The organism is Hahella sp. CR1 (assembly GCF_029813005.1).
GTDB lineage: Bacteria > Pseudomonadota > Gammaproteobacteria > Pseudomonadales > Oleiphilaceae > Hahella.
This window is the reverse complement of sequence record NZ_JAPELK010000001.1, coordinates 801578-823928: the sequence shown is the minus strand read 5'-3', so window position 1 is coordinate 823928 and position 22351 is coordinate 801578. Positions and strand designations below refer to the sequence as shown.

The 22351-nt window shown below is 56.4% G+C and carries 19 protein-coding genes; 8 read left to right on the top strand and 11 right to left on the bottom strand.

The window, feature by feature from the left end; translation table 11 throughout:
- Positions 1-98 precede the first annotated feature (98 nt).
- Together ONV78_RS03640 and ONV78_RS03635 are read right to left on the bottom strand one after the other, a co-directional pair.
- Entirely contained in the window at positions 99-1163 is a 1065-nt protein-coding gene (locus ONV78_RS03640; protein WP_279501196.1) for a hypothetical protein, read from the bottom strand.
- Between the two features lie 326 nt (positions 1164-1489).
- Positions 1490-1978, bottom strand: a complete 489-nt coding sequence (locus ONV78_RS03635) for a GNAT family N-acetyltransferase (protein ID WP_279501194.1) — start codon at positions 1976-1978, stop codon at positions 1490-1492.
- Between the two features lie 225 nt (positions 1979-2203).
- Between ONV78_RS03635 and ONV78_RS03630 the strand changes: the two genes are divergently transcribed.
- The 4 genes from ONV78_RS03630 to ONV78_RS03615 all read left to right on the top strand — a co-directional run bounded on the left by ONV78_RS03630 (position 2204) and on the right by ONV78_RS03615 (position 5145).
- Positions 2204-3193 (top strand): hypothetical protein, encoded by a 990-nt coding sequence (locus ONV78_RS03630; RefSeq protein ID WP_279501192.1) that lies wholly within the window; start codon positions 2204-2206, stop codon positions 3191-3193.
- A gap of 19 nt (positions 3194-3212) precedes the next feature.
- Positions 3213-4037 (top strand): SUMF1/EgtB/PvdO family nonheme iron enzyme, encoded by an 825-nt coding sequence (locus ONV78_RS03625; protein WP_279501190.1) that lies wholly within the window; start codon positions 3213-3215, stop codon positions 4035-4037.
- A gap of 34 nt (positions 4038-4071) precedes the next feature.
- Positions 4072-4383 (top strand): hypothetical protein, encoded by a 312-nt coding sequence (locus ONV78_RS03620; RefSeq protein ID WP_216736065.1) that lies wholly within the window; start codon positions 4072-4074, stop codon positions 4381-4383.
- 138 nt (positions 4384-4521) lie between these two features.
- Entirely contained in the window at positions 4522-5145 is a 624-nt protein-coding gene (locus ONV78_RS03615) for a DUF2799 domain-containing protein (RefSeq protein ID WP_279501188.1), read from the top strand.
- 96 nt (positions 5146-5241) lie between these two features.
- Here ONV78_RS03615 and ONV78_RS03610 read toward each other — a convergent pair whose 3' ends face one another.
- The 4 genes from ONV78_RS03610 to ONV78_RS03595 form a co-directional block, all read right to left on the bottom strand.
- The gene (locus ONV78_RS03610) at positions 5242-6378 is read right to left on the bottom strand and encodes a HupE/UreJ family protein (protein WP_279501186.1); all 1137 of its coding nucleotides are present in this window, start codon (positions 6376-6378) and stop codon (positions 5242-5244) included.
- 126 nt (positions 6379-6504) lie between these two features.
- A complete protein-coding gene (locus ONV78_RS03605) occupies positions 6505-7068 on the bottom strand; it encodes a cohesin domain-containing protein (RefSeq protein ID WP_279501185.1) in 564 nt (187 codons plus the stop codon).
- A 56-nt stretch (positions 7069-7124) separates the two neighbouring features.
- A complete protein-coding gene (locus tag ONV78_RS03600) occupies positions 7125-9782 on the bottom strand; it encodes a fibronectin type III domain-containing protein (RefSeq protein WP_279501183.1) in 2658 nt (885 codons plus the stop codon).
- Between the two features lie 193 nt (positions 9783-9975).
- A complete protein-coding gene (locus ONV78_RS03595; protein WP_279501181.1) occupies positions 9976-12246 on the bottom strand; it encodes a winged helix-turn-helix domain-containing protein in 2271 nt (756 codons plus the stop codon).
- Between the two features lie 355 nt (positions 12247-12601).
- Here ONV78_RS03595 and ONV78_RS03590 point away from each other — a divergent pair, with 355 nt between their 5' ends.
- Complete coding sequence (locus ONV78_RS03590; RefSeq protein ID WP_279501179.1) at positions 12602-13408, top strand: hypothetical protein; 807 nt, start codon at positions 12602-12604, stop codon at positions 13406-13408.
- Positions 13409-13499: 91 nt separating this feature from the next.
- The gene (locus ONV78_RS03585; RefSeq protein WP_279501178.1) at positions 13500-15125 is read left to right on the top strand and encodes a PKD domain-containing protein; all 1626 of its coding nucleotides are present in this window, start codon (positions 13500-13502) and stop codon (positions 15123-15125) included.
- 615 nt (positions 15126-15740) lie between these two features.
- Here ONV78_RS03585 and ONV78_RS03580 read toward each other — a convergent pair.
- From ONV78_RS03580 to ONV78_RS03560, 5 genes are all read right to left on the bottom strand, one after another.
- Complete coding sequence (locus ONV78_RS03580; protein WP_279501176.1) at positions 15741-16028, bottom strand: GIY-YIG nuclease family protein; 288 nt, start codon at positions 16026-16028, stop codon at positions 15741-15743.
- A 343-nt stretch (positions 16029-16371) separates the two neighbouring features.
- Entirely contained in the window at positions 16372-17130 is a 759-nt protein-coding gene (locus ONV78_RS03575) for a tRNA(His) guanylyltransferase Thg1 family protein (RefSeq protein WP_279501173.1), read from the bottom strand.
- Positions 17120-17566, bottom strand: coding sequence for an AAA family ATPase (locus tag ONV78_RS03570; RefSeq protein WP_279501172.1), 447 nt, complete (start codon positions 17564-17566; stop codon positions 17120-17122). The genes ONV78_RS03575 and ONV78_RS03570 overlap by 11 nt, the downstream gene beginning before the upstream one ends.
- Positions 17567-17631: 65 nt before the next feature.
- On the bottom strand, positions 17632-18060 hold the full coding sequence (locus ONV78_RS03565; protein WP_279501170.1) for an NUDIX hydrolase: 429 nt from the start codon (positions 18058-18060) through the stop codon (positions 17632-17634).
- A 3-nt stretch (positions 18061-18063) separates the two neighbouring features.
- Entirely contained in the window at positions 18064-18522 is a 459-nt protein-coding gene (locus ONV78_RS03560; protein WP_279501168.1) for an HIT domain-containing protein, read from the bottom strand.
- 217 nt (positions 18523-18739) lie between these two features.
- Between ONV78_RS03560 and ONV78_RS03555 the strand changes: the two genes are divergently transcribed.
- Together ONV78_RS03555 and ONV78_RS03550 are read left to right on the top strand one after the other, a co-directional pair.
- The gene (locus tag ONV78_RS03555) at positions 18740-19810 is read left to right on the top strand and encodes a spermidine/putrescine ABC transporter substrate-binding protein (RefSeq protein WP_279501166.1); all 1071 of its coding nucleotides are present in this window, start codon (positions 18740-18742) and stop codon (positions 19808-19810) included.
- A gap of 3 nt (positions 19811-19813) precedes the next feature.
- On the top strand, positions 19814-22312 hold the full coding sequence (locus ONV78_RS03550; RefSeq protein ID WP_279501165.1) for an EAL domain-containing protein: 2499 nt from the start codon (positions 19814-19816) through the stop codon (positions 22310-22312).
- Positions 22313-22351: the final 39 nt, after the last annotated feature.

The window sequence follows — 22351 nt, the reverse complement described above, 5'->3', positions numbered from 1 at the left end:
GGCCTTCAGCCCGGCGCCCCCAAGCCCAGGGCCGCCGGACTGGGGTCCGGGTAAACGTTGCGTCTCAGCATGCCCGGCTCAAAGCCGGGCTGACTGTCTCAGTGATCGAAGCGTCCGCAAATCCAGGGCGGGCAGCCGGGAACGCTCCCGCTGTTTCCACCACCGCACAACCAGGGCGGACAAGGAATCGTGCCGCCGTCTCCGCCGCACAGCCATTCAGGACAAGGGATACCGGGATCGTCGCCGCCATCGCCGCACAACCAGGGCGGGCAATGGCCGTCGTCGCCACCGTCATCGCCTCCATCGTCTCCGCCATCGCAGATCCAGGGTGGGCAGTCTCCGTCATCGCCGCCGTCGTCACCGCCATCATCGCCACCATCGTCTCCGCCATCGCAGATCCAGGGTGGGCAGTCTCCGTCGTCACCGCCATCATCGCCACCGTCATCTCCGCCGTCGCAGATCCAGGGTGGGCAATCGCCGTCATCGCCGCCGTCGTCACCGCCATCATCGCCACCATCGTCTCCGCCGTCGCAGATCCAAGGTGGGCAATCGCCGTCATCGCCGCCGTCGTCTCCACCATCATCACCGCCGTCGTCTCCGCCAGGATCGTCGCCGCTAATAGCGAAACAACCTTCCTCGCGCTTCTGATAGCCTTCACGGGTGTAGCTTTCGCGCTGTTGCGGCGTGCCGTGTTCAGAGTAATCAGCCGCGTCGCGCGCTGAGCGAACAGCGTTTTCAATGAAAGCGGCGTAGCCTAGGTCCGTTTCCGCATACTTATCGAAATTTCCAGCGAAGCAATCCGCCTGCAATTCCATATAAGGCGCTTGTAAACGGATGTTCTTGGTGAACTGGATAGTGTGTCCCCACTCGTGCGCCAGGATAGACTTGGCCACATACTGTCCGTACTGACTCTCCTGACCGCTCATGAAGCGAGTGCCGACGCTGATGCGGTTGGGAGAGCAGGCTACCGCGCTGGGACTGGGCTCCCCACACGCCTGCTGATCGACGTAGATCTGAGACTGGACATGGCGACCATATAAGCCTCTGATTTCTTCACCGCTGTCCCGCAGATACTGTTCATCCACATCCGCCATGACGCCGGCTGTCGAAGACAGCAGCAACAAGGCGGCGCAATACTTAAGGAAACGATTTCTCCTTATCATTTAAAACCTCGACGTTAATTTAACCTGAAATACCGAGCGTTCCACTTCCCATGGCGGCGCATCAGGCTTGGCCAATCCCACTCACATCCTGGGGACGGCGATGCAGCTCACAGAGGACAACCAAAACGCGGATCAAACCGCGCCTACACACATTCAACTGTTGGATTCGGGAAGATGTTTACAGCTTGATTTAAGACTGCCTTTAAGCTGCAAGGTAATCGTAGGAAGGCCACAACCCCATGTAAATCATGACATTTTCATAATCCAGGGATAGACCGGGGAGTAAAACTGGTGGAAAATTGGCCTACGTCCGCAGGCTTCGCCGGTTAGATTTGTCGTTTATAAAACTTTTTGTCCACCGCCATAACGGGAAAGCTTTGCGGAAGATCTGCAGGGGAAACTTCAGTAAATCTGTTTTTTTCGTAGAAGCGGTGAGCAGCGAGAAATTGCGGTGTCGTCCCCAGGAAAATTTCATGCACTTTTTTCTCTTCACACCATTGCACCAGGGTTTGCAGTAACTTCGCCGCCACTCCCATTTGGCCGCCACGATAGTCCTTATGCACGAACATCTTGCGCAATGCGCCCTGTCCTGCGCCAATGTCGAGCAGCGACACCGTGCCGACCACAAGGCCCTGCTCCACGTCCATGGCCACCCAGAAATTGCCGGAGCCGGACTGGTAATACTCCTCAATGCGCACCAGGTCGGGCTGTTCTTCCGCTGTAATCGGCACGCCGAACTCGTTTCGCTGAATATTGACGATTAAGGACAGGACGCCGCTTTGATAGCGCGACTCATAGGGAAGTACTTTCAACATCGCCGGACCTCGTTATTTTTCTCTCTAAACGTAATCGGGGCGCCGCCGGGGATTTCAAGCGACAGCCGCCATGACGTCCCGAAATCTTAATAAAAACAGCTCAATATTGACGGGTTTTCACGCAGATTAACGCTTTCAGTTCGTTTGTCATCAATTTCGAAGTCCCTCGCAGGCTATCCCTAAAGCCTGCGATTTTAGTTCATGCAAGAACGCAAGGAGTTTTATATGGGCGCTGCAAATCTGGCGAATTCTCTCTTCGTTGATTCCACCGAAAGTAAGGTCAGACGCTATTTTCCAGACTCTAAACTCGCTCAACTTTACCTAGCGCTTGACGCTACGGATGAATTTTACGGCGCCGGCGTCACCTTTATCGCGCTGCGTCCCGTTACCTTTGTCGTCGGCGGCGATCCATTAAATCCGCCTCCCCTGTTTGACGTCAGAGTGCTGCGCCAAAGTTGCCGCGCTGATGGCAAAACGGTCTACATTCGGGAAGTTCAGCTTCCACCCAAAGCCAGTAAGGAAGAGGTCGTAGCGACGGCCAAGTCTAGCCTTGGCAAAGAGCTCACCAACGCAGGTCTGAGCTGCGCCGGCGCAGCCATTGGCTGGATACTGGTGATCGGAGAAGCCGGCGGCGGCACAGTGTCCGCAGGCGCAGCCTGGGCCGCCATGCCGCTGACTATGGCCGCCACCAGCGCCGCCACTTTCCAGTGCGGGGTCGCCATCGGACGCACAACCAACGTGGTGCGCGGCAACGCTCACTACAATGAGTGGCTGGACGAATCCCCAGAGTTCGGCGCGCTTATGATCGCCCTGGACGTCATTCAGATCGCCGACGTCGTCAAAACCCTGGGGAATCAGGCCGTCCTCTATCGCTTCCTGTCCAACAAAGGCATTGGTAGCGGCAACCTCTTGAAGATGTACCAACAACTATCTCGCGCCAGCAGAAAACGCCTGGCGGAAGAGCTGCTGAAGTTTGACCATCCCGAGTTGTTGAAAAGCCGCAAGCTGCTCAAGGAAATTCTCAGCGGCGCCAGAATGCTCGACGACGGCAGCAAGGCGGTGAAAGTGTACACCCAGACCCAAGTGCAGATTCTGATGCGCACCAAGTTCCTGGAGCTGCTGGGCTCCGCCATCACGGTCAATGGGAGCAGCGCCGGCGCAATGACCGCAGCGCAAGGCGGCATCGGCTTCATCATTGGTTTCGGGCAAAAATAATCAGACAGGAAGGCGAACGATGCGCGCAATCACTTGGACCGGTTGCGCCCTGCTTGCGTTAGCGACGGGGTGCTCCCAAATGACCGCGAAGAGCGCACCGCCCTGGCTGCAGGACTCACTCAGGGACGGCGGCGAAGGCCCTCGCATGGTTATCGCACCAGCGGGCGTCGGGGTGGTCGGAGACCAGCCCAGTGGCGTCTCCACCGACGAAGGGCCTCGTCATAAAGTCGTGGCGCAACATTCTTATGCAATCAGCGCCACAGAAGTGACATTCGCGGACTACGACCGCTTCGCCCAGGCCACGCACCGCGCCTTACCTTCGGATGAAGGCTGGGGCCGCGGCGAGCAGCCAGTCATCAACGTCAGTTGGGATGACGCCGTCGCCTACACGCGCTGGCTGAGCGAGCAAAGCGGGCGCCGCTACCGCCTGCCCAGTGAAGCGGAGTGGGAATACGCCGCTCGGGGTGGAACCCAAACCCACTACTGGTGGGGCGACGCTTACGTTCAAGGCGTCGACCATTGCGACAAAGACCTCGACGGCTGTCCTCCTGGAACCGCGTTATTCCATCCGGGGCCAGTGGGGCGCTTCAGCGCTAACCCTTATGGTCTGTACGATGTCTCCAGCAATGTGGCGGAATGGACGCTGGACTGCTATCACAACAGTCATGAGGGCACGGGGGAAAGCATGGCGCCCAGAATGGACGGCGACTGTAACGCCAGGGTGGTGAAAGGCGGGACCTGGATGAACACCAGTCCTTATGTGCAACCGTCCATCAGAGCCGGCGTCGAGCCGGAAGAGCGAGTCAGAACCATCGGTTTCAGGGTTTTACGAGAAGTCCCCTGACCGGTGCGACAACCCTCTCAACAGGAGCGCAAAAATGAAAACCACCTGCCCCCGCTGTAAAAGAGCGTTTTCAGCCAGACAGTTTATCCAGACGCATCGCAGCGGAGTGAATGTAGAGCGCAAATGCCCGAGTTGCGGCTGCTGGTTCCGCCTTACATCACAAATGGCCTGGCTGCATATCGCCGGATTGCTGGGCCTGTTGATTCCCAGTCTGGCGAATCTTGCGCTCGGTTCCGGCCCTCACCAGATTCCTCTGGCGTTGGCCTCCTTTCTCGGCGGATGCGTAGCCCTCGGCGCTATGCTGTACGGAAAAATGGTGGTGGTCAGGCGTCGCGACCACCACTGATGTCGCCGACTGCTCACAGTTCGTTACAGTCATTGACAGCAACACCGCCGATTATCAACTAAAATTATCTCTATCCTCAGGGTTGCATGACTTGCTGTCTGCAACCGCCTTGTTTTTCAGAAGTTTGGGATTTAACAAATGGTCAGACGCATTTTTGTCGTAGCTGCGCTGCTGAATCTTTCCGCATGCGCCACCATGAACGAAAACGAATGCCGCAACGCAGACTGGCGCGTTATCGGTTATGAAGACGGCGTAGCCGGCCGTTCAGCCACTTACCTCTCGCAACACAGAGAGGCCTGCTCGGATTACAATGTTTCGCCTGACCTGGACGCTTATCGCGCCGGTTTTGACGACGGCGCCCGCAATTACTGCAAGCCGCAGAATGGTTTTGACCTGGGTCGCGGCGGCAATGCCTACAAAGGCCAATGCCCGCCTGATCTGGAGCCAGTATTTATGCGCGCTGTGGAAAGCGGGCAATTCGTCCGTTATATGGAGAAGGAAATCAAGGACTCGGAGGGCATGCGCTCATCCGCCGAGAAAGATCTGGATAAGAACCGCGATAAAATTGACGCCATCGAGAACGAATTGGTTAACGGCTCCGGCGACGCGCAGAAGCGCCGCGACTTGCTGAAGCAGATGCGCGAGCTGGAAAACCATCGTGACGACCTGAATTACGAGCTGCGTCACCTGGATGCGAAGATACGGGAATACCGAAGCGTGATCGACAGCATTATTGTCGAACAACCCTGGATGAAACCCTAAGCCGTTCGCGGCGAATCATCCATTGATTTGCTTCAACTGAACAAGGGCGTCACTGCGACGCCCTTTTTTATTGCCTTGATCCGTCTAATAGCCGATCTAAATCCGCTGCGCCAGCCAGATCAGTCCCACCAGACTGGTCAGTAACGAGGAAACGCCGCCGAGCTTCAGACCATGGCGCCACTTAAACATGGCGTAAGCCGGTATCAGCAGCAGCGCGATGATCGCCACCTGCCCTATCTCCACGCCCAGGTTGAACATGAGCAACCGCCCCCAGACGCCTTCCCCGGAACTCAGCTCCCGCAGCAGGTAACTGAAGCCCACGCCGTGAATCAAACCAAAGCAGAAGATCACCCACCAGCGATTGCGATATACCTTGTCCCAGTCCACGCCTGCACGATTTTGCCGCGCCAGGTAATACAGATTCTCCAACCCCAGGAAAACGATGGTGAGGGCGATCAGAGGCTCTGTAACAGAGGGTGGGATGGAGATGACGTCAAACGCGGAAAGCGCCAGGGTAATCGAGTGCGCCAGGGTGAACGAGGTCGCCCATAACAGAATTCGTCCCAACGAGGCTGGCACTAATAGCAGACATAACAGAAACAGAATATGATCCGCTCCCTGCCAGATGTGCTCCATGCCCACCCACAGGAACGCAGGATCGATAACGCCGCTTTGCGCCGCGCTGGACTCATCTTGCTCGTCCTGATCATTCGCCAGCGGATTCTCCCAGCCCTCCACATCCAGGCGTCGATGCGGGTCCATGGCCAGGAAATCTGGCGTCAGACGCGCCCCCCATTCCCGCAGCAGTTGCGCCACGGGCAGATCGAGTTTCTGTCGATCAAAGGTGAAACGCATGCGCATGCGGTTGTCCGCCATAAACACCCGCACATAATTCTGATGTCCGCGCCACTGCTCATTAAACAGCTCGTAGCGGATGCTGACCGCCTCCATGCCCTGCGGGCACTGGTAGGTCAGGGTGTATTGGTAGGAGGCGATTTCCGGCAACGCCTTCGCCTTGCGATCCCCCAGAAAACAGGCGCGCTTACCCGCCGCAACGAACCAGCCGGCGGCGACCTGCGTGATGTAATCCTCCGGCGGCGCCACACGCATCTCTAGGTTGGGCTCCAGTTCCAGAAGGTTGTCGCTGGGCAGCGTGTAGATGACCTTCACGCCCGGCTCGGCGATCTGAATAGAAGTATCGGTGAATCCGCTTAAATGCGCGGACGTTGTCATGGACAGCATCCACAAACTGACTGAGATTATTATTTTCCTTAGCATAATAAACGCCTACGGCTGGTTTCCTTCAGTATTCAGGCTCCGCCGCCGCATTTACCGACGGCAGACGCCATGATTTCCCTGTTAGCGGACGCCGGCGGCTTTCCTTCTCACCAGCAGTCCCAAGCCTCCCAACGCCAACATCCACATTGAAGCAGGCTGCGGTACGGAATAGATGCGCATATCCTTGCGCGCATCGATCACATCGCTTCCCGACAAATACAACAACCCCAGATCTGGATTCGCAGCGCTGTCGCCAGACAGACCCAGCTGGGACAGTCCTGCCGCGACGGCGCTGAAGCTCAGGCGCGCCAGTAGCAGGCCTGCGCCGCTGTCGCCCGTCACGCCGGGAAATGCGGACCCCGCCACATCGATCCCGGGAAATAGCGCGGAATCATCGTCCCAAGGGACTCCTACCGTGCTGTCGATGAGCTGGAGCACACCGGCGTCATAGCCAAGATTAAAACCAAACGCCAATAGCTCATCGCCATCGAACAGGCCGTCAAACGGCTTCTCCAGGATCACGTCCACATAGAACGCATCGCCCACCACAATATGGTCCGTCGACGCCTGAAACGAAATGTATGAGGCCCGCGCGGAAGCCGACAGGGCAAGCAGAATCACAGCGAAAAAATGCAACAACTTCATGGAGTACTCCTGACTACTGAATAGTAAAAGCTATCGAAACCGGAGGAGCCGGGGCCTCAGCCCCCGCTCTTGAACATCGCGTACCACAACCGGTAATCCTGACGACCAATGCAGCCGTCTCCGTCGTAGTCCGCGTCCGTCTGATACCCAGCGTCGCCATCGCATTTTCCGAACATGCTCCGCAGCAGATCCCGGTCGGCGCTGTCCGCTACGCCATCGCCGTTCAGATCTCCCGCCACCGCCGCTTCGCCGACACTGAAAGTCACCCGATTGGAGACTTCGGTGTAGGAGTCGTTGGTGTACATGGCCATAAAATACTCGCCGTCAGGTAAATCATCGGTAAAGGTGACGCTGCCGCTGGCGGCGCCGTCGAAATACAGATACGCCACCAACTCACTGCCAGTCTGACCCGGCACGGCGCCCTTCTCGAAAATGCCGAGGTAATCCTTAGCGACGCCAGGGCCGCCGCTGAAATTGGCGACGATGTCCTCACCAGACTCAAAGTGGGTTTTCAATAGGCTCAGTTCCGCAATACGATCGCCGACCGAGAAATAAACCCGGTTGGAGGCTTCGGTATAACCGTCGTTGATAAAGAAAGCGGCGAAGTAATAGCCTTTGGCCAGGCCGGAAAAGTCCACGGTTCCTGAGGTTTCCGGCGCATATTTCCAGACGCTGGAAGACTGTTGACCGGGAACTTCGCCCACGCGATACACGCCGATCCAATCCTTGGCGCCGCCGCTGGAGCCGCTCCAACTGGCTGTCGCGACCTCTCCTTCATCGTATTCCGTGTCCGCCATGGACAGCTCCGCTACCGGACCAATGTAGAAGTAGGCGCGCTCCGCCATTTCCGAATAACCGTCGTTTTCGAAGAAGCCCACAAAGTACTCGCCATCGGCAAGGCTGCTGAAGGTCAGACTCCCCGTCGGGCCGTCCACGTAGGACCATTTGGTGGCGCGCACAGCGCCGGGAATCTGGCCTTTTTTATACACGCCCACCCAGTCTTTGGCGTTGCCATAGCCGTTCTGATGATGGGCCACCACGTCTTCGCCGCTGCGGTATTTGTCTTTGCTGACGCTGAGTCCCGGCTCTCCATCCGTGCTGCCGCCGACGGTGAAGGCTTTGGCTTCAGACCAATCGGACCAGAGGATATTTCTATCGCGATGACGCACGCGGATGTAGTAGTCGCCATTGGGCAAGCCATTGGCGGGAATTTCCCAGGCCAGGATATCCACACCGGCGTGGATATCCACCGGCTCATATTCCGGCGCGCCGGTGTCCCCAAAGATATTTTCAAAGTCGCGGATTTTGTCGATTTTCAGATCGCTGAACTCTGCGTCAGCGGCGATCTGAAACTGGGTGCTGTTCATCTCTTCCGGCTCGCCGCTGCTGAAAGGCGAGCTGTTAAATACGAAAGGCAGGCTGACAGGCCCTTTCACTTCCGTGGTGATGCTCGGCTGATAGGGCTTCTGCAAATCCAGTTTGCGATGGAAGGAATCGATAAGCCGGCTGTTGTAGTGAAAACCTTTGGTTTTGTATAGCAGCGGATGCGCTTCCGCATAGGTTTCCACCGTCATTTCCCGAGCAGGCAGATCAAGGTCGATGACTTGCCATGCCCAGTTGGCGATGGTCTTCTGCACGTCGTCGAAGTCTTTCTCCGTGGACTGTCCCCAGTATTGATCCCAGGCGGTGCCGCCGGAAATCATGTGATAGGACGGCCACTCCCGGGTTTGACCACGGGCGTACAGGTGATGGTGTCCGCCAATATTAAGCACATGTTTTTGCGAGCTGGACAGAATCGCCATCCAGGCGTCGCGCAGCGGATGGGAGATGTCGCCAATGTACTGCTCAGCCTGGTAGGGGTGGTGAATAATGCTGATAATCCAGTCCACGCTGGCGTCCGCATCCGCAGCGGCGACCACCTGGGTTAACCAGTTCTGCTGCACGGCGTCCGCCTTCATGCTGTTCATGTGGATGACCACCAGCCGCCCCACCTGATAGGCATAGTAGCTTTCGTTGGGCGCGCCGGAGATGCCCTGATAACTCAGACCGTCGTAAAAGAAGTGGGCGCGATAGTTGTTGAGATCGCCGTCATAGTAGTATTCATGGTTGCCCACGGTGGTCATGATGGGCACATTCGGAGAAATCGCCGCCGATTGCGCAAAGTGCAGGTTGGCGTAGTGATCCAGCGTGCCGACGTCCACTTGGTCGCCGTCATTGAGAATCAGATTAACGGCCTCTTCAATCGGCTCAGCGTACTTGTTTTCCAGTTTAGCTTTCGCCGCTTTCACCAGCTGCTCATAGCGGTTCTCATTGCGAATCTGGTGGTCGCCCATAACCAGAATGCGGTAGTGGCCAGAGCCATCGCCCCGCGCCGGCTGGGTTTTAAAGCGATAGACAGAGGAGACGTCAGCGCCGGTTTTCACCCGATAGTAATACAGCGTATCCGCCTGCAGCCCCTGTAATTGCACGCCGTGATACTGGTAGTCCGAGCTTAACGACTGCACGCCGCCGCTGACGCTTTGATCCAGACGATCCGCCGCGACGCCATATTCGACCTTCGACTCGGAGCCGGTTGCGGTCTTCCATGAGATCCAGATTGATGTGTCTGTCGGACTTTGCAAATAAGGTTTGATTTCCGCCGACGCCGCTCCAGCGAGCAGCGCCAATAAAAACGCCAGGCATGCCGCAGCAAACCTGTGATGACTGGGTTGCATGTTTCCCTCCCCCTCGTTGCCGGATTGTTCAGGCGACTTCCGCTTCACCTCCGGGACAGTTTAGTCGCTGGAAGGGAATCAGCCTGTTTTTTCGGAATTTGATGTTTTGAAATGAAAAATCCCGGCTATTAGAGAGGGAGCGCGTTTCAACTTAAGGTCAGTTAAGTGACGCTTGTGCGACAGTTTTATGAATTCAAAAAGATTCGACTACGCTGGTTCTCACCAGCTCCGCCGAGTCAGAATGGGCGACGATTCGCTCCGGCGCCTCCAGGTTGCGGCGTTGCAGCGCGTCTCTCACGCTGCCGCAGAGCGCCTCGCTTTTGCGTCGGCACAAGCGCATGCTGCGGTCGGCGACAAATTGCAGATCCGGCCTCACGAAATAACGGTTCAAACGCAGGTAGTCGTCCAAAAACAGATTGAAGGTGTCCATATAGCGCGTTTCGTCCAGCCAACCGGGCTCCTTGCGTAACAACAGGGTCTGGTACTCATGCTCCACCACCGCCGTGGCGAAGGTATTTTTCGCCTTCAGTCCCAGCATACGATTGAGTTTAATGTCCTCCATCAGTTCATCCAGGCTGCTTTCCTGCGCCAGCGTTTCCGATTTTACCCGCATCTCCACCGCTTTCATTTCCTGCAGCAGATAATAGGGCGGTGTGATCTGATGGGTGGCGATAATATCCATCGCCTGCGCAATAGCGCGCTCCGCCAGAGGTAGCTTTTCCCTGTACAGATAGGCTTTCGCCAGCCACATCAGCGCTTCCAGGTTTTCCGGGTCGCCGGCGCCTTTCACTGCGCCGATCACCGTGGAGGCTTTGGCGAAGTATGCGGCGGCAAGCTCCGGCTGGTTCATGAACATGTATTGTTCGCCCAGATAGCGATAGGTTTTACCCACTTGGTAATGATTTTCGGGATATAACTTCTGCCGGATCGCGAGGGCTTTCAGCATGTAGCGCTCCCCGGACTCCAGATCGCCGCCCCAGGTGGCGAGGGTGCGACTGAGTTCCGCATAAGCCGCAGCGGTTTTCTCGTCCAGTTCCCCCAGATTATTCAAATAGATATCCAGGGCGCGGCGACTGATTTCCACCTTGCGCGCACTGTCCCTGACGAACCAGTTCAACAGCCAAAGCGCGTCGCCGGTCTCCGTGGCGTCTGCGCCCAGGCTCTCGGAAAATAGAGCAATGGCGCTCTCCGCATTCTGTTTCCCCGACGCCAGCGCTTTCGGGCGGTCGCAGTAGGGATAGATGCACTCCAGTTGCGCCATGGCCATCCAATAATGCCCTCGCCCCAGCAGCTCATTATTCGACTCATGCGCCGTGCGGATAAGGTCCAGGGTATAACGCGCCGTGTCGTACGCCGCCGGTCTTTCGTTCATCGCCACCAGAGTTTCCACCAGCGCGAACTTTATACGAATCACTTCTTCGGCGTCCTTGCCGTGAATCTCCTCCCCCATCCTGACGCTTTGGTCCAGCACCATACGCGCGTCGGCGTAATGCCCCCCGGCCAGATAACAGGCGGCGAGAAAACGTAACTGACGCAGACGTTCCGCCGGAGACAGTTTACGTTGGTCAATGCGAGGGCGCTCTTCGTCGAGCATCGCTTTCAGCGCGCTTTCATGGCGACTGCCCGTGGTCTTGTATCGCGCCAGCATATCCAGCATGAAACGGTTCATTTGCGCTGAGCCGTTCTGGAGCTGTAGATTCTCATCCTGCGCCTGTCGCAACGCCTGCTTTTGCGCCATTCCCCAGATCAGCAAAAATAAAAAGAAACCGCCAACGGCCAGACGCTTGAAATCAAAACGGGAACGACGTGGACTGGGAGGCTCTATCTCGACTGGCGCAGGCGAAACCGTAGCGTCGGACGGCGCTTGTTCCGCCTCTGCGCTGATGGGTGCGCGCGGAGCCGTCGTCTCCGGTTCAGAAGGTAGTTGTGGCTGAATTGGTGGTTGTGGGTGAGCTGGTGGTTGTGGGTGAGCTGGTGGTTGTGGGTGAGCTGGTGGTTGTGGGTGAGCTGGTGGTTGTGGGTGAGTTGATAGCTGTGGCTGGATTTGCAGTTCCGGCTCCGGTTGATCTGGACGCACCCGCGCCACCGCCGCTTTCAGCCGGTAACCGCGTTTGGGCGCAGTGGCGATGTAGTCGCGGGATTTATCCTCGAAAATATGGCGCAGTTCGAAAATACTGCGCTTAAGGACGTTCTCACCTACGAAACGCCCTTCCCAGACCTGGTCGAAAAACTCTTCCGTCGTCACCACCCGGTCGTGATGGCGAATCAATAAGACGAGCACGTCGCAGGTTTTGGCGCGCACCTGGTGAACCAGGCCATTGGCCCGGGCGATAGTTTGATTGCGAGGGTTGAATAACCAGACGCCGGCGATGTTGTATTCTTCCACCGCGTCGTCAAAGGCGTCTTTACCGCGCGTATTTAGAATAGGAGAAGCGACTTCCAAGTCCGTCCCTTTGCCGTCCATTATCCATTTCCTTGTTATTCCTTTTCTATGCTGAGACCACTAGTTGATTATGGGCGGACAGCCGCCGTCATGACTTGCCGCCAGTCATGGTTTGATGTCACGGGCCTCTTTCCAACGCCGTGGTTGGAACGCGCCATTCTATCAGTATTTTTTGCGCTACCGCTTACTTCTTTTGGCTATCGCCAACGCTTCGCTCCCCCGCGTTAACAGCAAATTCAACAAAAATTTCAGTTTTTTTCCTTGCTTTTACAAAACTTTTTCAGGTTTTCACAACGACGAATCATTAGTTTGTGCTGGCGTCTCAAGGGCGCAGATACAACAACAATTTTTACGGCATATAGGAAAAGGAAACTTCATGAAAAAGTTAACTTTGGGCGTTCTTTGCGGCGCCGCGCTACTAGGCTCCATGGCGGGAACCGCAGCGGCGGATACCCGCGGCGTGCTCTTATTCGATAAAACCGGTTCGATGGCTTCTCCACGTTGGGACGGAGCCAGTCGTTGTGAATTCGGCAAGACGTTGATGGTCTCCAAGGCCGCTTCCTTCGTCAGCAGATTCAACGGCGATTATCTGGACATCCGCGTGTTCGACGGCCGCGGTTCACTGCGTTCCATCAGCGGCGGTTATCAGCATGTAGCGTCTGTGCTTCCGGTTGGCAGCACCCAGTGGAACACATTCCTCAATAAGCTTCGCTCCGACCTGAGCGGCGTCTCCTGCTCCGGCAACACCGCCCTGGGGGATGCGCTGTGTGAAAGCGCCGACTCTCTGCGCAGCCTCTACGCTGACGGCGACAAACTGATGATGACCATCGTCACTGATGCGGGCGAGAACGCGTCCGGCACATGCGGCGGCGCCAACTATGTGGACAACAAGGTGAAGCCGAAGATCCTGGCTAACCCTGTCATCCAGTTCGACGTGGATATTCTTGTCAGCGGCAACGTGGGCCTGCGTGCAGCCAGAGCCGACAGAGATCTGGTTGAACTGGGCAATCTGGAAGAAATGCTGGCGGTGTCGGATATGGAGCGCAGCTCATTGGCGCGCACCATGCCCACGGATGAAATCAGCCAGTTGAAATCGCTGGCGGTGCAAAGCGGCGGTACGGCGAAAACCATCGCCGACAAGGACACCTGCAACGGCGAATGTGATCCGGACGGTCCCTGGTGAGCAACGGCGCTAGCGCCAGTCATCCTGACTATTAGTCATTACCCCGTACGGGCGCGCCTTGTCGCGCCCGAACTTTCCAAAGGAATTCATTATGTCCGCACACCGTTCCCTGGCCGGCTTTTGCAAAAAGCTTGCGGTCGCCGGTTTTGTATTGTCTTTCCTGATCTCCGGCGCGGCGAGCGCGGAGACGAGCGTCAACGAAACCGTTTTGATATCCGGCGACGGATTCGAACTTAAACAGATCACCACTACCGACGATCAGGGCCTGTCCCGCAACGTCGAACTTTACTATATCCACAGCAGCGAAGGCGTTGAAAACGCCTATTTATACGGCGGATTGCCACAGGCGGAAAAGGAAGAGCTGGAGCAGGAAATCCGCGAGGATAACGGCAACTGGCTCACCGCTAACCGCACGGGCGAAGAGCGCCCCTTCGCTGACACCTTCGACGCCTGGATCATCGACCGCCGAGGAGCCAACCTGACCTCCCAGGCGGAAGCGCAGCTCTATATGGATGAATTCGGCCTGCAGCCGGACACAGACGAGAGTCCTTTAGGCGCGCGCTCCGCACGTCTGTTCGGATGCGGCGGCTGGAAGGATAAAAGTAAGTCCTTCGATAAGAGCATCGACAAGACATTCAGCCACAACAAACGTTTTGGGCAGGACAACGCCTACATTGATTTCGCCGGCAATATGAATGTGGACGCCGACGTGCGCCTGGAGCTGCATTACAAGTACAAGCGCAAGTTCTGCATCCCCTACAAGTTCAAAGTGCGTCATGTGGTGGCCAAGTCCAACTACGACGTCTCAGGAGAATTCAGCCTGACCGGCGTGGCCAAACACGACTTCGGCAACCTCAACTGGGAGATCGCCGAACCCAAGCTGATGGAAACCGTGTTCTTTGTCGGCCCGGTTCCGGTTCTGGTGAAACTGAAGCTGCCTATCGAAGTAGGCACCGGCAATATTCAGGTGCAAGCCACCGGTAAGATCGCCGCCGTGAAACCCCTTCGCTACAAGGGAGATTTTGACTACACCTGCACCACCCATTCATGCACCAAGAACAGCGCGCATCACCAGAATCTGAGCGGCGATCTGCGCAACAGCCTGGGTGCGGAAATCAGCGCCAAGATCAACCTGGAGCCCTATCTGCAAGTGGCGGCGAAAGGCATCGTCTACGGCGAATGGTTCCTGTACGCGCAAGTCGGCGCCAAACCCTCCTTCCCCATTGAGCTGTTCGGCTACTACGGCAACCTCTGTGGCGATGGCGACAACAACGGCGTTCGCGAGACAGTCAACGCCGCACTGGGCGCCGTGGATTTTCGCTTCGGTCTGACCGCAGAAGCCAAGGTATTCGGAGCCTATATCCTGCGCCCGCAATACTGGCAGATCTGGCGCACCGGACTGGTTTTCTTCGACTTCCTGAAACCCTATAGCACCGCCCTGTCCCCGGAACTGCGCCCCGCCTACGACACCGCCGTTCCGACCAAGGTGAATATGCCGGTCTCCATCCGCAGCTGCGTGGGCGACATCGTCTCCAGACATCCCCGCGACTACACCGTAGACTGGGGCGACGGAACCCGCACCGCGCTCAACAACCTGGGCTCACAACAAACCGTCTCCCACAACTACACCGTCAACGGCTACTACCTCGTACGCGTCACCCAAAAAGGCGGCGCCTATACGGAAGTACCGGTGATTATTGACGATGATGAATGGTGAAATAGGCGCTGAATAGCTCGTCCCTCTCGTAACAACACCGCCAGCCTGTTTGATACAGGGCTGGCGGTGTTCTTTTATGGGACGCTCTGGGAAGTCCTTCGACAGGCTCAGGACGAACGGTGGATACTGGATAACATGGCTCAGTGGGACCCTTCGACAGGCTCAGGACGAACGGTAGATACTGGATAGCATGGCTCAGTGAGGTCCTTCGACAGGCTCAGGATGAACGGCGGATACTGGATAGCATGGCTCAGTGAGGTCCTTCGACAGGCTCAGGACGAACGGTGGGTACTGGATAGCATGGCTTAGTGAGGTCCTTCGTCAGGCTCAGGGCGAGCGGGGGATGTTGGTGTGGACGGAGTTATATTGGGTAAAGTCTGGAGGAGCGGAGTAACCTCCAAATATCCCGACGCACTCCTTTTGAAGATCCCAATCCCTTTCGTCATAGCAATACACTGTTGAATCCTCATGATGCACCGTTCGTCCTGAGCTTGTCGAAGGCCCCCCAGAGCACCACAAAAACAATTCCAAGGCCCAAAAGAATAATCCTACACTCCCAGCCACACCCCGTTCGTCTTGAGCCTGTCGAAGGACTTCCCAGAGCGTCCACCAATACTATTTACCCCTGGACTTGGACAAACGCACCACCGCCTCCCAATCACCATTAATCAACGCTTCCTTCTTCGCCCGACTCCATCCCTTGATCTGTCTCTCCGAGGCCAAGGCTTCTTCACGCGTGGCGAACGTTTGGGAATAAACCAGCGTCAAAGGTCTACGGTTAAACGTATAACAATCAGGAAACACGCCCTCATTATGTTGGTAAATACGCGCTTCAAGATTCTCCGTGTGTCCGGTGTAGTAACTGTTATCCGCACACTTCAGGATGTAAGTGAAAAAACTCAATCTCAAACTCCTTTTTGATATTCATCGCGCTGGGAAGTCCTTCGACAAGCTCAGGACGAACGGGGATACTGGATAACATAGCTCAGTGGGGCCCTTCGACAAGCTCAGGGCGAACGGTGGATCATTAGGGCGCCAGCAAGTATTACTAATAGAATGGGCGGTGTTCGGGAAGCGCCTCAGAACATTCCGAATGGTATCCATTCATCATATCTACCCCTCTTGCTCTGCCATACCCCGTTCGTCCTGAGCTTGTCGAAGGACTTCCCAGAGCGTCACCACCCAATATCCCATCGTCCCAGGCTTGTCCGAATCTCGATGAATAAGCCCGCGTCCAGTTTCTCTATTATTGCAGGATCACTGTTTCGATAAACGCGCTGTACTTATCTTTCATAGGCAGTTCGTAGTCGACTTTGAGTCGCTTACGCATAGCCGTTACGGTCTCGCCGGTCTTTGGGTTGAGGGCTGCCTTCTCGTACTGTTCCCAGTACATTCCCACGCCTCGCTTTTGCCAGTTGGGCAGTTCATTGAAGTTAACGCCTTTTTGAAACAGGAGTTCGTTTTTATTGGCGATGGAAACTTTGCTTAATCTCGCTGCTGCGGTTTCCGGGTCTACGCCCTCTTTGCGCATGGCCCAGTAACAGTGGGCGTTCAATGCATTGCGGTGGGCGTCTTCGTTGCGCCAGCGAAAGTAGTCCACCACCAGACGCGGATTCGGTAGTTGGCAGATACGGCTGTCAAAGGCGCCGATGTCTCCCAGCATCAGACTGAATTTAGCGCTGGCTTCTCCAGCCAGCAGGGAGTTGAGTTTGCGCTCCTTGCGGTTGAAGCTGTTGTCGTCAGGGTGAAACAACAGCGAAATTTCATCGCTTTGCGTGTAGCCATAAACAATGTTGAATCCGCTGTTCATCAGATGATCCACCGTCGCCACCATCATGTCCCGAAAGCGCACATCAAAGGGCGCTTCAAAGTCATGCGTTTCCTTGGTCAATTTGGTGAAGCCCCTGCCGTCAATTCGCGCCACTATGTACATGCCCGGCAATACGCAAAAATCATGAGCGGTCTCATACACCCGCATCTTTTTATCGAGATCGTTAAATTTCACTGCGCCACTCTTCCACTATAAATTCGCCATCGTTGAGCCGGACGTAATACAGGGCGTCAAACCCTTCCGCATATTCCGGCAGTTCCATCTTTGCGTATACGCTGCGCAGTCCGGCGTCGGGAATTCGCTCCTTGCCTTCTCTGCCACTATTGCGGGCCATACAGTCCGCCAATGAGGAGCTGAAGTAATAACCCGCCACACTGAAACGTCCACGCCGAAACAGGTCGATATATTTGCCGCGCCCTTCCCGGGTCGGGTTGGTATTGTCGATGACCACCGACTGCTTGGCTTCAATGCATGCGCTGAGCAGGATGTCCTCCCGTCGCCGGGTTTTCAGCATATCCATATTCAGACGCAGATGAGTCCGGTAAAACTGCTGCAGATAAAACGAGGACTTTCCACTCGCCTGCAACCCAATAAAAATCACACCCTGCACGGTTCCTCCCGTTTTTCGTCCGCATCAGACGAACCTACCGTTATCGCATCGACTCTCTGGGCGACTTAAGATTCTTCATCCGCCGCGCCAAGATTCACGTCGTAACCCAGACTACTTAACAGAGGTCCCACAATTCTGAAGTTCATGATAGTTCCCAGCCCGGACAACCGCTGCGGCGCCGCCCAGGCATAGTCTACGCATTCGTTCTGTTTCAGTTGAACGACCGGCGGAAGCGCCTCCAGAGCACAAACGAAGTAGCACTCCCCGCCGACTTCCGCGACCAGACGCTGAGCCTTCACCTGCAGGCCGGTTTCCTCTTGCACTTCACGCACGCAGGCTGCTTCCGGCGTTTCCCCACGCTTAACGCCTCCGCCGGGAAAACACCACTGTCCCGCCCTGGTCGTCCGCGCGCTGCGCTGCACGAAAAGGAGTTCCGCCTGATATTCAATAATCGCCCAAACCGCCATATCACCTGCTCGCACTGCATTCTGCATCTGTCATGAATCATCACCTTCGCGGCAAACAACGCCGCGGAATCGCTCCGCTTCCGCCAGCGCTACCCGCGCCGCCGCTTCAGGACATTGGTTTTCTCCATAAACCCGGTTGACGTAAAGCATGACGTCATTACCGTCAGGTTCGTTAGCGTAGTCGGGATGGCGCTCTATTTCCCGCAAAACCCAGGCGTGAACCGGTACGATATGGAAGTGGCAATTAAAGCCTGGGCTAAAGCCCAGTTTACTGATAAGCACCTTATAGGGCTGATAGATCTGTTTCAGAGTCCGCTCCATTCGCGCCAACACTATCCCTAACTCGGACAGGGCGTCCGTTTCGAGCTCTGACAGATCAGTGACGTCATACCTGGACGCCGCCATCAGATATCCCGGATAAGTGGCTCCCATCCGGTGATTGACCACCCAGTGCTGCGCCTCCAGCACAATATATTGCTTCGCGATCATGCCCCTCCCTTAACGCCTCAAACCGCCATAACAAAGCGCCTATCTTACTGATTTGGTGAGGCATGTCAGCCAGAACGCCTTCGCCCTTGCATGAAAAAAGAGCGCCCGCCAACGCCATCTTCACGGACTCATCTATACTCACTATAACCAAGAAAAACACCAGCGCCCGCCTTTCCCGGGTTTACGGCGGAGCTGACGGGGACTTTCAGGAATCAGCATGCGTCTTTTCACGCCCTTGTTAAGAGGCGGCCTCGCGCTCACTTTATGCCTTGTGTTATCAGGCATTGCGGCCAGTGCGACGGCAGTTGCGGAGAATACTTTGGTGATTCTCACCTGGGAAGATTACATGGCTCCCGAGGTGATTGAGGCCTTTGAGGCCAAATACAACGTCAAAGTGCGTCAGGTCTATTATGAGGACGATGACGAACGCGACCTGATCATGGCCAACACCGGGGGAGCCGGATTTGATCTGCTGGTCTTTGATGAGCTGATGCGCGAGCCCTACCACGCCAAAGGCTGGCTGGAAACTTTCCGCAAATCCGACCTGCCCAATCTGAGATACGTGCGCTATCCCCTGAAAAAGCAGGATCTCCCGCAGGAGCTGCAGACCGTTCCCTACGCCTGGGGCAGCATCGGCATTATTTATCGCAAGGATCTGGCGCCGCGACCGCCGACCTCATGGATGGACCTGTTTCGCCCGGTGGCGGCGCTGAAGGGCAAAATCCTGGTCATCAACACCGCCACGACGGCCTTCAGTATGGCGTTGAAGTCATTGGGGTATTCCGTCAACTCCGTCGATGAAACTGAACTGAACGCCGCTGCGGACCTGCTGCGTAAGCAGCGTCCTTACGTTCGCGCCTACCGCAACCCGCTGGCGGGCGAAGGCGCAGACTTGTTCAGCGGCGAAGTATGGATGGCGATGGCGTACAACGGCGACGCGTTGAACCTGATGCAGCGCAACGCCAATATCGACTTTGTTTACCCCATGGAGGGCAGCGGACTGTGGCTGGACTCCATCGCTGTTCTGACCAAGTCGGACAGCAAGGACCTCGCGTTGCAGTTCATCAACTTTATTCACGACCCGGAGATCAACGCCCGCAACACCAAAAGCATCTTTTTCGCCACCGCCAATATTGGGGCGGAGCAGCGACTGCCCAAAAGCTTTCTGAATAACCCCGTGATTTACCCCTCCGCCAAGAGTCTGGCGCGCTTTGAGCAATTAGAGCGCCTTCCCGCCTCGACGATGCGGAGGGTGATCGCAGACTTTGTCACCATCACGTCTCAGTAACGCATGTTCAGACTCAAAACCCGAATTACATTGATGCTGCTGCCATTGATCATGTTGCCATTGATCGTCGCCGGGCTGCTGCTGTATCACCGCCAGTCGGAAAACTTTCTGGAGCAGGTGAATGATCAACTGGTGGATCAATTGATAGTGGCCCAGACGAACCTGCAACGCCGGGTCGATGTCGCACAGGGCAATCTGCGTCTGATCTCCAAATCAAACCTGATCCGTCAGTACTTCATGACCGATGACGAGGAGCAGCGCTTCTTCCTGTTTTACCGCCCGGTGCTGGAGCTGTTCCGCTCTTACCAGGAGATATTCCCTGAATACATCGACATGCGGATACTGGACACGGACGGCAAGCCACAGACCAGCCTTCCCCAGGCGGCGTACAAAGACAACGCCGACGCCATAACGCAGGCCTGGATCAACGCGGACAAGGGACAGCCTGAAAAAGAGAAGACCTGCGTCATCCGCGCCGTATCAGGAGCGCCGCTGCTGTTGGTGGGCGCGTCCATTTCGCTATCCACTTTCACGGACTGGAGAACCATCGACGAAAGCGACCGCGCCGGCAGTCTGGTGATCGCCAGCCGCCTGGACGATATCGCCAGAAACATTCAATCCACCCATATCGGCAAGCACGGCCACGTGATGCTGGTCGACGCCTCAGGAACCCCCTATTTGCCGGAAGATGGCGAGCATCACTCTGGCTATCGCGAAATATTCAAGCATCTCCCCCCTCCTTCTGAAAACGGTGAAGCGGTCGTCATTGGCGAGCCGGGCAATTACTATTTGACCTTGCAAAAAGAAGTGCTGCCCGACTTGCGTATCGTCGGCGTCTGGCCGATGAGCGAGCTCAAGGAAAACGCCTTCTATCTGGCCAATCAAGTCGCCTGGCTGACCCTGGTGCTGATCGTGATCACCAGCGCACTGATATTCAGCGTGGTGCACGGTCAGTTGATCAAGCCGATTTCGCGGGTCACTCAGTTAGCCCAGCTGCTGGGAGAAAGCCACGCTGACACGCCGCCGGAAGCCGCCCGGGATTTCCAATCCACCCTGCGACGACGGGATGAAATCGGCGAGCTGGCCAGAGCCTTCAAAAACATGGACGGCAACCTGCGCGCTACAGCGTCGAAACTGACTTTCATCGCTTATCACGACAGTCTGACCGGGTTGGCCAACCGGCACACGTTCGGCGCATTTCTGCATCGCGCCATCACCGAAGCGGCGCGGCATAACTTCCGCCTCGGCCTGCTGTACATCGACATCGACGGCTTCAAGGACGTTAATGATTCTCTTGGCCATGAAGCTGGGGATCTGGTGCTGAAGGAAATTTCCCAGCGTCTGCACAACGTTTTGCGCGCCGAGGATCTGGTGGCGGATATGTCCGCGCAGCATGAGGCCATGGAAGCGACCAAAATGTCGCGCATCGGCGGCGACGAGTTCGCTATCGTGGTCAACCATCTGCACTCGCCCATGGACATTTCCCACATAGTGAAACGACTGCTGGACGCCATGCAGGCGCCGTTCCTCATCGAGTCCCACAGCTTTCTGCTGGGCGCTTCTGTGGGCATCGCCGTCTATCCAGAAGACGGCAAGGACGCCCATGAGCTGCTGAAATGCGCGGATATCGCCATGTATCACTCCAAGCGTCAGGGCCGTAATGGCTTTGAGTATTTCGACAAGAAAATGAATCAGATGGCGGTGGAGCGGCATCAAATTATCAGCGACATCCGCAGCGCTTTGCAGAAAGGACAGTTCGAGCTGTACTACCAACCGCAGGTGTCCGCGCTGGCGGGCAATGTAATGGGCTGCGAAGCGCTGCTGCGCTGGCGTCATCCCGAGCGCGGCTTCGTCTCTCCGGTGGAGTTTATTCCCATTGCGGAGGAAACCGGTCAGATCATCGAAATCGGCAGTTGGGTGCTGAGAGAGGCCTGCCGCCAGTGCCGGCAATGGCAAGCTGAAGGCCTGGATGAAATCCGCATGTCGGTCAATATTTCCGCGCTGCAGTTCGGCAGCGCCACCGATATCGTCGCCGTCACGCGGGAAGCGCTGGCCCAGAGCGGCCTGAACCCGGACTGCCTGGACATGGAAATCACCGAGACAGCCATGATGCAGTCCGGCAAGGTGGGCGTGGACAAACTGAACGCGCTGAAGAACCTGGGGGTGAGCATCTCCATGGACGACTTCGGCACCGGTTATTCTTCCCTCGCATCGCTGCGCGACCTGCCGATCGACCAGCTCAAAATCGACAAGTCCTTCGTCGACAAAATCAATCACGACAGCCAGGGGCGGGCGATCATCAAGGCGATTCTGGCGCTGGCCAAAGAGCTCAGTATCGAGGTGGTGGCGGAAGGCGTGGAAGAGCGCACGCAACTGGATTTCCTCAGTCTGCATCGCTGCGATCTGATCCAGGGCTACTACGTCGCCAAGCCGCTTCCGGCGGACGGCATGCGCGATTTTCTGCGGCAACATACCCAAGTGGAGTCGAGCTGGCGCCCCTGATCCCTCCCCTTGGGCTGGCGCTAAGTATCTGATAGATTA

Coding starts and splice junctions, on each gene's coding strand:
- ONV78_RS03640 (WP_279501196.1), bottom strand. CDS start 1,163: ATGATAAGGAGAAATCGTTTCCTTAAGTATTGCGCCGCCTTGTTGCTG.
- ONV78_RS03635 (WP_279501194.1), bottom strand. CDS start 1,978: ATGTTGAAAGTACTTCCCTATGAGTCGCGCTATCAAAGCGGCGTCCTG.
- ONV78_RS03630 (WP_279501192.1), top strand. CDS start 2,204: ATGGGCGCTGCAAATCTGGCGAATTCTCTCTTCGTTGATTCCACCGAA.
- ONV78_RS03625 (WP_279501190.1), top strand. CDS start 3,213: ATGCGCGCAATCACTTGGACCGGTTGCGCCCTGCTTGCGTTAGCGACG.
- ONV78_RS03620 (WP_216736065.1), top strand. CDS start 4,072: ATGAAAACCACCTGCCCCCGCTGTAAAAGAGCGTTTTCAGCCAGACAG.
- ONV78_RS03615 (WP_279501188.1), top strand. CDS start 4,522: ATGGTCAGACGCATTTTTGTCGTAGCTGCGCTGCTGAATCTTTCCGCA.
- ONV78_RS03610 (WP_279501186.1), bottom strand. CDS start 6,378: ATGACAACGTCCGCGCATTTAAGCGGATTCACCGATACTTCTATTCAG.
- ONV78_RS03605 (WP_279501185.1), bottom strand. CDS start 7,068: ATGAAGTTGTTGCATTTTTTCGCTGTGATTCTGCTTGCCCTGTCGGCT.
- ONV78_RS03600 (WP_279501183.1), bottom strand. CDS start 9,782: ATGCAACCCAGTCATCACAGGTTTGCTGCGGCATGCCTGGCGTTTTTA.
- ONV78_RS03595 (WP_279501181.1), bottom strand. CDS start 12,246: ATGGACGGCAAAGGGACGGACTTGGAAGTCGCTTCTCCTATTCTAAAT.
- ONV78_RS03590 (WP_279501179.1), top strand. CDS start 12,602: ATGAAAAAGTTAACTTTGGGCGTTCTTTGCGGCGCCGCGCTACTAGGC.
- ONV78_RS03585 (WP_279501178.1), top strand. CDS start 13,500: ATGTCCGCACACCGTTCCCTGGCCGGCTTTTGCAAAAAGCTTGCGGTC.
- ONV78_RS03565 (WP_279501170.1), bottom strand. CDS start 18,060: ATGCAGAATGCAGTGCGAGCAGGTGATATGGCGGTTTGGGCGATTATT.
- ONV78_RS03560 (WP_279501168.1), bottom strand. CDS start 18,522: ATGATCGCGAAGCAATATATTGTGCTGGAGGCGCAGCACTGGGTGGTC.
- ONV78_RS03555 (WP_279501166.1), top strand. CDS start 18,740: ATGCGTCTTTTCACGCCCTTGTTAAGAGGCGGCCTCGCGCTCACTTTA.
- ONV78_RS03550 (WP_279501165.1), top strand. CDS start 19,814: ATGTTCAGACTCAAAACCCGAATTACATTGATGCTGCTGCCATTGATC.